This is a genomic window from Dactylococcopsis salina PCC 8305, assembly GCF_000317615.1.
GTDB lineage: Bacteria > Cyanobacteriota > Cyanobacteriia > Cyanobacteriales > Rubidibacteraceae > Halothece > Halothece salina.
This window is the reverse complement of record NC_019780.1, coordinates 3112313-3125757: the sequence shown is the minus strand read 5'-3', so window position 1 is coordinate 3125757 and position 13445 is coordinate 3112313. Positions and strand designations below refer to the sequence as shown.

The 13445-nt window shown below is 41.8% G+C and carries 10 protein-coding genes and 2 pseudogenes; 3 read left to right on the top strand and 9 right to left on the bottom strand.

Annotated elements, in window-relative coordinates; translation table 11 throughout:
- Window positions 1-75: 75 nt before the first annotated feature.
- The 5 genes from DACSA_RS14985 to DACSA_RS14965 all read right to left on the bottom strand — a co-directional run bounded on the left by DACSA_RS14985 (window position 76) and on the right by DACSA_RS14965 (window position 7687).
- The gene (locus DACSA_RS14985) at window positions 76-1401 is read right to left on the bottom strand and encodes a four-carbon acid sugar kinase family protein (protein ID WP_015230559.1); all 1326 of its coding nucleotides are present in this window, start codon (window positions 1399-1401) and stop codon (window positions 76-78) included.
- A 32-nt stretch (window positions 1402-1433) separates the two neighbouring features.
- On the bottom strand, window positions 1434-1847 hold the full coding sequence (locus DACSA_RS14980) for a tellurite resistance TerB family protein (RefSeq protein WP_015230558.1): 414 nt from the start codon (window positions 1845-1847) through the stop codon (window positions 1434-1436).
- Between the two features lie 13 nt (window positions 1848-1860).
- Complete coding sequence (locus tag DACSA_RS14975) at window positions 1861-3198, bottom strand: 16S rRNA (cytosine(967)-C(5))-methyltransferase (protein ID WP_015230557.1); 1338 nt, start codon at window positions 3196-3198, stop codon at window positions 1861-1863.
- 84 nt (window positions 3199-3282) lie between these two features.
- Window positions 3283-4347: a hypothetical protein gene (locus tag DACSA_RS14970; protein ID WP_015230556.1), complete on the bottom strand. Its 1065-nt coding sequence runs from the start codon at window positions 4345-4347 to the stop codon at window positions 3283-3285.
- 283 nt (window positions 4348-4630) lie between these two features.
- Window positions 4631-7687 (bottom strand): UPF0182 family protein, encoded by a 3057-nt coding sequence (locus tag DACSA_RS14965; RefSeq protein WP_015230554.1) that lies wholly within the window; start codon window positions 7685-7687, stop codon window positions 4631-4633.
- A gap of 1066 nt (window positions 7688-8753) precedes the next feature.
- On the opposite strand from DACSA_RS14965, the gene DACSA_RS14960 reads away from it, so the two are divergent.
- Window positions 8754-9776, top strand: coding sequence for a DUF3179 domain-containing protein (locus DACSA_RS14960; protein WP_015230553.1), 1023 nt, complete (start codon window positions 8754-8756; stop codon window positions 9774-9776).
- Between the two features lie 27 nt (window positions 9777-9803).
- Here the strand turns inward: DACSA_RS14960 and DACSA_RS23135 are convergent.
- Window positions 9804-9911, bottom strand: a pseudogene (locus DACSA_RS23135) (type II toxin-antitoxin system HicA family toxin); the annotation flags it as partial.
- Window positions 9912-10080: 169 nt separating this feature from the next.
- A pseudogene (locus tag DACSA_RS23130) lies at window positions 10081-10173 on the bottom strand (Hsp20/alpha crystallin family protein); the annotation flags it as partial.
- Between the two features lie 143 nt (window positions 10174-10316).
- Here DACSA_RS23130 and glpK point away from each other — a divergent pair.
- Window positions 10317-11828, top strand: coding sequence for a glycerol kinase GlpK (gene glpK / locus DACSA_RS14955; RefSeq protein ID WP_015230552.1), 1512 nt, complete (start codon window positions 10317-10319; stop codon window positions 11826-11828).
- Between the two features lie 33 nt (window positions 11829-11861).
- A complete protein-coding gene (locus tag DACSA_RS14950) occupies window positions 11862-12398 on the top strand; it encodes a peroxiredoxin (protein ID WP_015230551.1) in 537 nt (178 codons plus the stop codon).
- Between the two features lie 103 nt (window positions 12399-12501).
- On the opposite strand, the gene DACSA_RS14945 is transcribed toward DACSA_RS14950, so the two are convergent.
- Entirely contained in the window at window positions 12502-12837 is a 336-nt protein-coding gene (locus tag DACSA_RS14945; protein ID WP_015230550.1) for a XisI protein, read from the bottom strand.
- Window positions 12825-13238, bottom strand: a complete 414-nt coding sequence (locus DACSA_RS14940; protein ID WP_015230549.1) for an element excision factor XisH family protein — start codon at window positions 13236-13238, stop codon at window positions 12825-12827. Before DACSA_RS14940 ends, DACSA_RS14945 begins: the two co-directional genes overlap by 13 nt.
- Window positions 13239-13445: the final 207 nt, after the last annotated feature.

Here is a 13445-nt window from a genome sequence, read left to right as displayed (position 1 = left end):
GGGTTACACCCAACCTACGTTAATTATGATGTTTACTGTAAATTAAATTGAATGTTGGGTTACACCCAACCTACGTTAATTATGATGTTTATTTAAGCGACGGTAAGCAGTAACTAAACCTTGATTGTCTCCGACATTTCCAGGAAATAAAACCACTGGAAGATTCGGAAACTGGGGATGAGTTTCAGGACTGCGAACTAAAGAACAACCCGCAAGAATTTGTCCTAAAAGTCGTGCTGATTGTAATCTTAACCCATCACTCAAGACATCGTTAGAGGTAATTCCCCCTTTACTGATAAGAAAGCTAATATCAGAAGGAAGTCTGCGGACAATATCCATTAAAAAGGACGAAACTTTTACCCCAAAGTTTAAACGTTCTTGGGTATTCTTAAATTGTAATTCCTCACGGCTGGTATAAATAACAGGTGTTTGTTGGTTTTGATGAGTGGCTTTAATGCTTTGCAAAATTTCTGTTAACTGTTGGTCTCTTGTCTCTGGAAAGTCTCGCAACCGTTTCACATCTACTTCTATTCCTGTCACTGTTGCTTCTTCTAACAATGCGTAAAGTTGCGCGGTTGACTTCTTCACATGAGACCCCACTAACACCACCCCTGGTTTAGGTGTTGCGTCATATTTCCCCATTTCTTCAGGAGGAATGGGTTGTTTTCCCAGTTGCGCGAGAGAAGTTAATAAACTGGCGGCACTACGGAATAAAAAGCGTTTTCCCTCTTGTGTTGCTGCGAGAACATCAGATGCGAAACGGTCTAAGTCGCTTTGGGTTTCTCCATCTACTGCGACACATTGATTATTTTTTAGCTGAAGCAAACGGTCTTTTGTTCCTTGACGAATATCATGGAGGGTTAAGCATTCCACTTGGTTGGCTTTAATTTTTCCGTTGGTCTTCTCTTCTACATAGTCGGGAAGGTAACTATGGGAGTAACCGAAAACAGAGTCTTTGGCAAACTCGGTTTGATGAACAGGAGTTTCTCCCGCTTCGGAAACAATGTAATGGATGCTGTCGCGAGTGATGCGTCCGCCTTCAAAAAATGCAGGGGTTAAGAAGTGTGCGTCAAAGGGTCCGAGTTCGGCGGCGATAACATCGGTTTCGAGGGGATAATGTCCACGCAGTGTGGAGTCTGACCGACTGACGACTAAAAAGTCGGTGATGTTTTCTGTGGTTAGTGCAGTTTTTAGGTTTTGACAGACTTCTCGCGTCCGTTGGGTTGCGTCTTCGGGAGATAAGGCGCGGGTGTTGGTGAGAATAAAGAAGATAGAAACCTCATCTTGGAGTCCGATGCGTAAGGTTTCTATGTCCCACTGCATTAAGAGTAAACAACTATGTACGGTTTGAGAACCTGTGGGGTCATCATCAAGAACAATAATTTTAGGAGAGGTTGTCATAGGGAATTATTTATAGAACGACTCTTTCTAGACTAACTTGTTACATATCTCTGATAAAGTTTCTGTACAGTTTTTAATACTTTGTCGAGGGAGGAGGTACTCGCGGGGTCATATTGTTGCACTTCGGTTAAAAGTTTGGCTTCTTCGCTTGCCATTTCCCCATCACTATAGATTAAACCACTGATGGCTTCAATTAAGTTCTCGTAGTCTTCTTGGGTGGGATAACCGCCGAAGTATTCTTCTAACCAGCGATAACATTCTTCGGGTTTGACGGTTTTGAGTTCATATAGCAGGGGACGAATTTCTGGATCATCTGCAAGTTGCTGTTTTTCGGCGGTTTTGATTAAGTATTGACGTTCTTCTGGTTGGAATTTACCATCAATCCAAGCGGCCCCGATTAGAATTTTTAGCAGTTGTTTGGATGCGTTTGTTGGTTTGTTATTCATTATTGATTATTCGTTATCTGTGTTTTAATTTCACCATGAAAAACCCATCGCTGTTGTGTTCGGTGGGAATAAGTTTTATCCCACCTGAAGCAGAGACAAGAGACTTGCTAGGAAAGTTGTCTGGGGGAAGGTCAATTTCCCATTGCGGATGGTTGCTGAGAAAGGTTTGAATGACATCTTCGTTTTCTAAAGGGTTCAGGGTGCAGGTGGCATAAACTAATGTTCCTTTAGGTTTCACCCAAGTGGCAGCAGTGGTTAATATTTCTTGTTGCAGTTGCGATAATTCTACTAGGTTTTCGGGGGTTTGTCGCCATCTGAGGTCGGTTCTGCGGTGGAGTGTTCCCAGTCCAGAACAAGGGGCATCTACTAAGACTCGGTTGGCGGCTTGCTGAAATTGCTTCATTTCTCGCACGTCTGCTACACAAGTTTTGATAGATTTATGTTGCAATCTTTCTGCGTTACTAATCACTTTTTTTAGGCGACTAGAAGCGCGATCGAGCGCCCAAATTAATCCATCATCTCCCATTAATTCGGCAATATGAGTGGTTTTTCCTCCTGGGGCGGCACAAGCATCAATGATGGTTTCTCCAGGCTGTGGATTAAGTAAATAACTCACCAGTTGGGCGCTGAAGTCTTGAACCGTCCACCATCCTTCTGAGAAGCCTGGCAGTTGCTGAATGTTCCCAACTCTAGAAGTAAGTCTTAAACCATAGGGAAGAGAAAGAAACTCGTAATTAATGTTCGCTTCCATAAAGGCTTTTTCTACGGCTTCTTTTGAGACGTTTAAGGGGTTAATTCTTAGGTCAATGGTGGGAGACTGATTAAACCAGGCTGCTAGTTTTTCCGCCGTTTCTTGTCCCCATTCGTCCCGCCACAGTTTTATAATCCAATTGGGAAAGCTATGTTTAACTCCTAATTTTTCGATCGGGTCATCGGGTAAAATCAGAGGATCAGCTACAGTTTCGGCTTGGCGAATGTATTGGCGTAAAATGCCATTAACCACCCCAGACAGTTTGCTTAAACCATTGTTTTTGGCGAGTTCGACGCTGGTATCGACGGCGGCGGAGGGGGGAACTTGGGTGAGATAGCGTAACTGATACAGTCCAATTTGGAGAATGAGGCGGAGTTTTGGCGGTTGTTGCGGTTTTTTGGCGAATTGGCTGATTAGTGCGTCGAGGGTGCGTTGACGGCGGACAATGCCAGAGACTAATTCCTTGACAAATCCATAGTTTTGTGGTAAGAAATGGGAAGACTGGAAAGCGCGATCGATCGCCACTTCCGTATAAGCATCTTTCAAGATCACATCATAAAGGGCGTTAAATACAACTTGTCGAGGATTGGCGTTTGTCATGATTTTCATTTTATATAAGAATCTTCCCCGACAACTGAAGGGGGATGGAATGCACCCTCCATGTATCTGAATTTTTATGAAGATTTAGTTTGATGCAGAATTAATTTTAACATCACTCCAGGCTGCCCAGTCTTGACCCGATGATTCTCCCGCATCCACTCTTAACTCGATTTTGACTTCTTTTCCCGCTAGGTGGGAGAGATCAGCTTCAATCTGTCTTAAGTTACCTGTGTAATCTTTTTCGACTTCAGCAACTTTATTCCAAACTCTGCGCCCTCCTTCTTGGTGATGTTCCCACACTTGGAAAGTGACACCATCGGTGTTTTGCGCCCCTTCAACAAAGCCAACATCAGCAGAAAACACGGCTTTTTCAGGAAGTTCTACTTCTGGATGCCATCCTTTAATCGTACCATTAGAAACCCATTTCGGATGCGTGCGTAAAGCGTTAGTGGTTTTACCATTTTCTAGAGTTACTTCCTCTAAACGGACAAACCCATTATCATTACTGGGGCTTCCCATCCAAGACAATTGTTCAGTGTTGGTGACATTATTCGCGCTAACAAGGCGACCGGACTGCCAACGAGCTTCGGAGGAAAGTTTGAGGAGGTTAATGGTTTGATTCATGGGAATGAGAGGCTGTTGAACCGTTCCTCGTGTGGTATCTTGAATGTCGTAAGTTACTCTCACTTTTGCATCGTTTTTCCCTTGAATAATCACGTTATGGGTAATTTCTTGGGGTTCGCCACATCGGAGGGTGAGCGTGCTTTCATCGTCGCCATGATCATCTGCGCCAACCAGCCAGTCGCTACCGACTTCACGCTCAACGATAGATGTTCTTAACCGTTGTTGTACGGAAGAGCCTTCTGGAATGGGAAATGAACCAATTTTTTCTTGTAATCTTTGACTCTGGTTTGGGGGAAGTTTCCACACTTTTACTTCTTCGTTTAGGCTTCCACTTTCTACTTGAATCTGCATTTCTAATTTTCCTTCACCACCACCTTGACCATCTAAAACTTCCACTTTTTGCATAACAATTTCTTGCTGACATTCTCGGTTTTGAGCGAAAGCTGCGTTTCCTAAGTTCCATCCGAGGATAGAAGAGGTTGCTGTAAAAAGAACAAGTGTTGAGGAAATTTTCCGATTTAGCATTATTAATGAGGCATTTTTTGCCTTGTCTGCTGCGCTTTGTTTGAACGGATTTCTCTGGTCAATGTTTCCTTGTTTAATACTTCTTAATTTCCCGATTTTTCAAGATTGATCATCTTATGCTTGTTGGGAGATAATGTGAGGAACTAATTACTTAACAAGTCCATAGTTTGGTGGTCTCAGAGAGCAGAATTGAGCGTCACCTCAGTATAAGCATCTTTCAAGATCACATCATAAAGGGCGTTAAATACAACCTGTCGGGGATTAGACTCACTCATTTGACATTTTATTCTTGGGTTTCTATTTCTAAAGAAGGAGTCACTTCCTCCACTGGACGGATAATTGCTGGGGTGTCGCTATCTTCTGGTAAGAAAATCGCATCGATCGCCCCCTGTAAGGTTTTCGCCATCACAATCCGATTCTCATACACCACAATCACGCGAATTAAGGTGGGAAGACTATTTCGTTCTGCTTCCAAATACACGGGTTCTACATACAATAACGACTGTTCAATGGGAATCACCAATAAATTCCCCTGAATCGCCCGTGATCCTTGTTGATTCCATAAGGAAATCTGTTGTGAAATCACAGGGTCTTGGTTGATTAACGCTTCAATTTGTTCGGGTCCGAAAATCAATCTTTGTTTCGGAAATTGGTATAGTAGCTGTTTTCCGTAAAACTGACCGTCCGATCGACCCGCTAACCAAGCGGTGAGATTATTGCGTTCTGTGGGGGTAAAAGGAAGCAATAAAATAAACTCCTCACGTTGTTCTGTGGGTAGTTTCATCGTGAGATAATAGGGTTCAACCGATCGCGCTTCGTTGGCATAAATTTCTTGGGGAATTTGCCATTGATCTTCACGGTTATAAAACACCTGGGGGTCAATCATGTGATAGGTTAGTAAACGTTCCGACTGCACCTTAAACAAATCTACGGGATAGCGAATATGTGCTTTTAAGGTGATTGGCATTTGCCACAGGGGCTGAAATAAATTCGGAAATACCTTTTCCCAAGATTGAATAATCGGATCATTGAGATCGGCAATATAAAACTGTACATCGCCGTCATAAGCATCCACAACCACTTTCACCGAATTACGAATATAGTTAAACCGATAACTGCCAGGATCAGAATAAGGATAACGATCGCTGATGGTATAAGCATCAATCACCCAATGCAAAGAATTTTCAGGGGGGCCAAGGGCTGTGTCTTCTGTGTCTGCTGTGACTAAGTAAGGATCACTATCAAACTGTAAAAACGGCGCGATCGCCTTCACTCGTTCTTTAATATCTCGCCGCATTAATAACTTTGTTTCAGGAGTAAAATTCTGCGTAAACAGCATTTGCCAATCTTTGAGATACTGTGCAAAAATACTTCTTCGCCACCAACTACCAATGGGAATTCCCCCTTTCCCGTCATAAGTGTTATACGCATTATCCTCGCCAGTGGGAAAGTCCAATTCTGGCTGTTTGGTCTGAATCATCACATAATTATCGGTAAGTTCCCCATAATAAATTCTCGGCTTACCAATGGGGATACTGTCTCGAATTTGTGGACTCTTGGTTCTTAAATCTCCTGCTGCTTCTTCTTGTCCCGTGCCAATATCTTTAATAAAGTATTTGGGTAGCCCTCCTTCTCCTACCTGATTCACTGGGGAGAGAGTAAAGCCATAGCCATGAGTATAAACTAAATGCTTGTTCACCCAAGTTTGCGCTTGTTTCGGAACAGAATTAAAATCTAATTCTCGTGGGGCGATAATCATTTGCTGACGTTCAGTTCGTTTACTCACATTTTCAGGATCATCAATGTTGACTCGGAGGGTATATCGATCGATATCTGCATCCGCAAACTCGTAATATAATCGAATCTGTTGCAGTTGACGGTTGGTTTGCAACAAAGGACGGGCATCCCACAAGCGAATATTACTGATGGTTTGTTGATTCGCTTCTACTTCTTCTCTGGTGAGTGTATCTTCAGGATCAAATCGTTGTTCCTCAATCTGATCTAACCCAAAGGCGGCGCGAGTTAACTGGATCGATCGTTCGATGTAGGGTTGTTCTCGTTCCAGTTCATTGGGGAGAACCTCAAACCTTTGGGCAATCGGACTTAAAGTTATCCCTAAAATTACTGCCCCAATGTAAAGAATAAATCCCAACCAATGAGAACGTCCTTTAATCCGAAACCGCATCGAGTGGGTTAAAGCGTGCCAAAATAACCAAACTGCAGTTACCGCCGCCACAATACTTAACAACGTTTCGATCGGCAATTGCACCTGAACATCAGTATAACTTGCGCCATAAATTGCCCCACGCTCTGAATATAACAATTCGTACCGTGCTAAACCATGACGGAGAGATAAGGTAAGAAAAACCATCCCTCCCAAAGTGTACAAATGACGGAGTTGCGGGTAAGAAAATCCTGGAAACTTGCCATCAGAGATACTATTTCCAGAACAGAGATACATCAAACTCACTGCTAATAAACTGTATAAAAATAGTCCTCCCAACCAAAAATCTAAAAGTTCCCAAATGGGAAGACTAAAAATATAAAAGCCAATATCTTTATTAAATAATGGATCAAATAACTCAAAATTTGTCCGATAAAGAAAGGGTAAAACTTTTGTCCAGTTTAGCGCGATCGTTACGGTAAAGAAAACATTAATGATCACAGCAAAACTTTTTAGCCAAAAGCTAATCCTCATTAGTAAAATGGCAAAAATGGCAAGGATTAATAAAATTTGCCATTGCGATGTCATCACTCTTTCTAGTAACGGTTTAACCAGTTGTAACTTAAACGGGGATGATAAAAACGGATTTAAATTATTAACTTCATAATTCTCAGATAATCCAGAAATATCAACAATGTTCTCTAATAAAGGCAGATTAAACCCCGACTCTATGAGATAAACGCTCACTTGTAAGTAATGGATTAACATTAAACTAATCAGTAAACAAATTAACCCAATTACAATTAAGAGAGAGCGCAAATTCATTTTACCCAATACGAGTTTTGATGGGGAATCTTCTTCTGAGTCAGTGAACTGTAATTTTTGCGCGAGATTAAAGTTGATTCCTAAAAATAATGCTGAAATCAGGAAAACGCCTCCACCTAATCCTAATTGTGTGATTAATCGTTTTAACCAAACTCCTTGATAATTTACTTCCTGAAACCAAAACCATTCCACTAATAAACGAGTGATAATTTCTCCGAAAGGGATTAATATAATCAGTAAAGGTAGTAATTTTAACCAATTTTTAGCACTGATTAAAAATTTTTCTCGCTGTTTGCTTTCGGTAGCATTATTCTTTTTGAATTTATCTAGAAATTGGGAAGTAAATTGCACGTTTTTGCTTTTATAATTGTTATGATTTCGACAGGTGTTTTAATATGAAATCTAAGAAAGCTGGCTAGAGAATGATCCCCCCAACCCCCCTTATTAAGGGGGGCTATGCTTATGCTACTTTCCTCCGTTTTTAAGGGGTGCTAGACTTCTTTTCCCCCCTTTTTTAAGAGGCTAGACTTCTTTTCCCACTTTATCAAGAGGCTAGACTTCTTTTCCCCCCTTTATCAAGAGGCTAGACTTCTTTTCCCACTTTATCAAGAGGCTAGACTTCTTTTCCCCCCTTTTTTAAGAGGCTAGACTTCTTTTCCCCCCTTTATCAAGAGGCTAGACTTCTTTTCCCCCCTTTTTTAAGAGGCTAGACTTCTTTTCCCCCCTTTATCAAGAGGCTAGACTTCTTTTCCCCCCTTTTTTAAGAGGCTAGACTTCTTTTCCCCCCTTTATCAAGAGGCTAGACTTCTTTTCCCCCCTTTTTTAAGAGGCTAGACTTATTTCCCCCCCTTTTTTAAGAGGCTAGACTTATTTCCCCCCCTTTTTTAAGAGGCTAGACTTATTTCCCCCCCTTTTTTAAGAGGCTAGACTTCTTTTCCCCCCTTTTTTAAGAGGCTAGACTTATTTTCCCACTTTATCAAGAGGCTAGACTTCTTTTCCCCCCTTTTTTAAGAGGCTAGACTTATTTTCCCACTTTATCAAGAGGCTAGACTTCTTTTCCCCCCTTTTTTTAAGAGGCTAGACTTATTTTCCCCCCTTTTTTAAGAGGCTAGACTTATTTTCCCCCCTTTTTTAAGGGGGGCTAGACTTTTTTCCCCCCCTTTTTTAAGGGGGGCTAGACTTTTTTTCCCCCCTTTTTTAAGAGGCTAGACTTATTTCCCCCCCTTTTTTAAGGGGGGCTAGGGGGGATCGTTTAACCAGTAATTTGTAGCAAATATTTGTGCATTTCATATAATAAATCAAAGTACAGTAAGATTGTTGCCGACGAAAAATTCTCATTTAAGTTTCATTTTAAATTAAGGTTCTGCTTACAGAATATAACCATGATTAAAATAAACGTTGTTCAACTATTATAACCATGAAACCGATCGCAAAAATTACCCTTGGTACAATTTCCCTTCTCACCCTCAGTTTAGGCGGAATGGTGGTTCAAGCAGGTGGCTGGGATAACTTTAAACTCCAATACTTTCACCTGACATCAGTTTTCCATGATCAAAGTCAAGAGTTAGAAGATATTAAGAAACAGAATAACAAACCCAAAGACACCGCACGCATTGATCTGAATAATTTATTTAATGGTGGCCCCCCAAAAGATGGGATTCCTAGCATTGATGATCCTAAGTTTGATACAGCCGAAACTACTCCTTTTGACAAAGACGAAACCGTGATTGGTGTGGTGATTAATGGGGAAGCGAAAGCCTATCCTTATAAAATTATGAACTGGCACGAAATTGTTAATGATACCATCGGCGGAATTAATGTTAGCGTGACTTATTGTCCATTATGCGACACGATCGCCACGTTTACTCGCGGTAACACCACCTTTGGGGTTTCAGGGAAACTTTATCAAAGCTGTCTCGTCATGTACGATCGCGCTGACGATACTCTCTACGCCCAACCTTGGACATTAGGAATCGTCGGTTCGAGAGTGAATCAGAGTTTGGAACGTCTTCCCTCGGTTAAAACCAGTTTAGGAGACTGGTTAGAAAAACATCCTGATAGTGAAATTCTTTCTACTGAGACGGGATACGATCGCAACTATCAAAGATATCCCTACGGAAGTTATTATACGGACGATCGAATCATTTTTTCCGTTCGCAATCAAGACCAAAGAGAGTTACATCCCAAAGCCATTGTTAGTTACATTTGGGAAAGTGGGAATGGAACTCCCAAAGGTGAATTTTCTGGCGCAAGTCAACAGTTTCCTCACCAAGAAATGAAGCAAGTGGGAGAGAAAACGGTTCAATTTAATGGACGTAAAATTCAAGCCCGTTGGGATGAAGAATTAGAAACGGTTATTGTCGAAGAAATGGACGAAACACGGATTCCTAGTTCTCCTGCTTTTGCGTTTGTTTATCCCGCCTTTTTTGGGGAAAGTTAAGTTAAATTTATCCTCAAGGCGATCGTTTTATTCATCACTTTCAAAAAGACTACGAGGTAAAGAACATTGACGAATAATTGATTGCAATGTCCCTTTCTTAATTTCAGAGTAATTAGGAACTGGGACAGTTACAGTGACCAGTGACCAGTGACCAGTGATCAGTGATCAGTGATCAGTAAACAGTGAATTAATAATCGATCAATCTTTCACTTTTACTAATTAAGTTTGAGAACTACTGGTAACTGGTAACTGCTTAACTGGTCACTGATTGATGTTGGGTTTCGTTTCCTCCACCCAACCTACTTCTAATTGTTGAAGGAATCACTCTTTGGAATGTTTCATAACGAAATTCAGTCCGTTTCATTCCTTTTTCTTCTGTGTTGGTTTCCGACTTCTTAACTTTATCTCCGAGATAAAAAGTAGGTTGGGTAGAGACGTTTCATGGAACGTCTCTACGCGAAACCCAACAACAATTAGAAGCTGAAAACAGTTCAGGAGAAATGGTAAACTAAAACACAATGAAAACTTAGAGAGATTATCGTGGAAACTAAGCAAAAATACGTCCTCGCCCTCGATTTGGGAACAACTGGAAATCGTGCTATTATCTTCGATCGAAACGGTGAAGTTGTGGGACAATCTTATGGAGAATTAACCCAATATTATCCGCAGCCAGGGTGGTTAGAACATGACCCGATGGAAATTTGGCATGATACTCGTAGCTGTATGGAACAGGTTTTAAGAAGTACCGATGTTGCTCCTTCAGAAATTGCGGCGACGGGGTTAACGGTACAACGAGAAACCTGTTTATTATGGGATAAAACCACAGGAAAACCGTTACATCGGGCGATCGTTTGGCAAGATCGGCGCACGGCTCATTACTGTCTGGAATTAACGAAAAAAGGGTATGCTGAGAAGATTCAAAATAGCACGGGTTTAGTTTTAGATGCTTATTTCTCGGCGAGTAAGTTGTCTTGGTTGTTGGATTGGGTGAAACAAAATCAGCCAGAGATGAATCTTGACCATGTTTTAGCGGGAACAATTGACACCTGGATTCTCTGGAATTTAACGGGAAGACGAGTTCATAGTACAGATCACAGCAACGCCAGCCGTACTATGTTGATGAATTTGGCAACGCAACAGTGGGACGCTGAGTTATTAGATTTATTTGGGATTCCAGTCCATTTGATGCCGGAAATTCGTCCTAGTTTGGGAGATTTTGGCGCGATCGATGCCGAGATTTTAGGGACAGAAATTCCCGTTCGATCGGTCTTCGGTGATCAACAAGCGGCGCTTTATGCTCATGGTTGTAATCAAAAAGGAATGCTTAAGTGTACTTACGGAACGGGTTGTTTCCTGATTTCTCAAAGCGGACAAGAATTGACGCGATCGAAGCATCAACTGCTTTCAACAGTAGCTTGGAGTGAAGCCAATGGCGGTCAACCCGTCACGAACTACGCCTTAGAGGGAGCAATGTTCACCACTGGCGCTTGTATCCAATGGTTGCGAGATGGGATGAAACTGATTAAATCCGCACCCGAAACGGAAACCTTAGCCCGTCAGGTGAAAGATACCGACGGCGTTTATTTTGTTCCTGCTTTAAGTGGGTTAGGTGCGCCTCACTGGGATATGAATGCTAGAGGGGCGTTTTTAGGGATTACTGGCGGTGTGCAACGAGAACATATGGTGAGGGCGGTTTTAGAGTCCATTGCTTACCAAGTGAAAGAAGTGGTGGATGCGATGAATAAAGATAGCGATACGCCGATCTCTTTGTTAAAAGTCGATGGGGGCGCTTCCCAAAATAACTTTTTGATGGAGTTTCAAGCGGATGTTTTAGGAATCCCTGTGGAACGTCCCGCGATTCTCGATGCTACCGCACAAGGGGCCGCTTTTGGTGCAGGATTAGCGGTTGGTTTCTGGAATGATTATGATGAGTTAGTGGCGAAAAGAAAGCGCGATCGAAGTTTTATCCCCAGTAAAAATCAACAGCAAGCGCAAGATCAATTTAGTATCTGGCAAAAAGCCGTTGGACGTGCTAAAAATTGGATGGATTGACACTCTCCCACTTTAAGAAAAAAACAATTAATTATGTTCCGTCGCCATTTTCTCACCCTTTCCTTAACGCTCTGTTTGGCTCTTTTTTGTCTCATCCCTAACGCTGAAGCATTAGGGGGAAAACAACCGTCGCTGAATGAACCAGCCCCAGAATTTACGCTTCCCACTAACACAGGAGACGGGAAAATTTCCTTGTCTGATTATCAAGGAAAATGGGTGGTTTTATATTTTTATCCTGAAGACTTTACCTCTGGTTGTACCCTCGAAGCCAAACGCTTCCAACAAGATTTAAGCAAATATCAGGCTCGTAACGCTCAAATTATCGGGGTGAGTGCGGATGATGTACAGTCTCACGAAGCCTTTTGTGATGCCACTGGGGTTGAGTTTCCCTTGTTAGCGGATACCGATGGCTCTGTGAGCAAGGCTTATGGATCATGGTTAGGGATTCGATCGTTGCGTCACACTTATCTTATTGATCCTGATGGGATGCTTCGGGAAATCTTTCTTGGGGTGAAACCTCCCATCCACAGCCGACAAGTTTTAGCTCGTCTCGATGAGTTGCAACAGTAACCGCTTATAGGTTAGGTGGAGTTGACGCAATCCCCTGCTCGATCGAAGCCTAAAAGGTTTGAAGGTTGGGTTATCACCCAACCTACATTGGAGGGAATCAAATTTAGCTTATTGCAAATTCTGTGTCCTTTCTGCGCTGAGGTGACTTAAATCCCAAAACAATTTCTTCTTTCGGAATCCCTGCTTCTACCAGTTCGTTGGCTACTCCGATTTCTGTTCCATCTCGTTGAATCCAAATTTTGTCGTTGATAATATCAACATGAATTAGACAACCATGCTCATAACGCTTGTTTTCGTGACCTAGAATCATTAAAAGATAGCGATCGGATTCAGGGTCAAAAACGGTTTCAAACTTGATGTTTCCCTGTGGGTAAGGAATCTTCCCATGATTACTCAAAATTTCTCGAATCAACTTTCGGTAATGAGTTAATTTATCCATCGAATAATAACCTCCTGATTAGGATCAAAGATGAGAAGGGGAACTTGATAATCTGTGAGAATGATTTCACCCAGGGGTTCATTAAAAAAATCTTCGTAAGCCTCTTCATGGAGTGCTAGGTAAAGATGACGTTCAGGAAACAAGCGTTTAATAACCGAAAGGTAAATAAAGTATTGCCCCAAAGATTTTTGAGCATCAGCAACAGAAGAAGCTCCCCCAAAGGTTTTAATTTCCACCGCTATTTTTTGCTTATCTTTAACTGCTAGTAGCAATTTTTCTGCGGCTGAGTCAACATACATATCTTTTTTTCCCCAACGCAAACGGAACGGATCATCAGTAATTAACCATCCATCTTTTTCTAGAGCATGGCGAACTTCGTTGTGGTAAAGATCACGATTCATGGGCAGTGATAAGAGTCTTAGCTTTATTATACTTGCTGCAGATTAGCAACGCCTCGTCGTGAACATCGAGGCAAATGATGAGAAATATTACAAAATATAAAAAATAGCGAGGAAAACTGAGAGAAATATCGCAAAATAAATCGGAGAAGGTTATCAAAAACAATCAAGCTGTCCCCTTTGCTGATACTCTAATCAGTATGGCAGGGA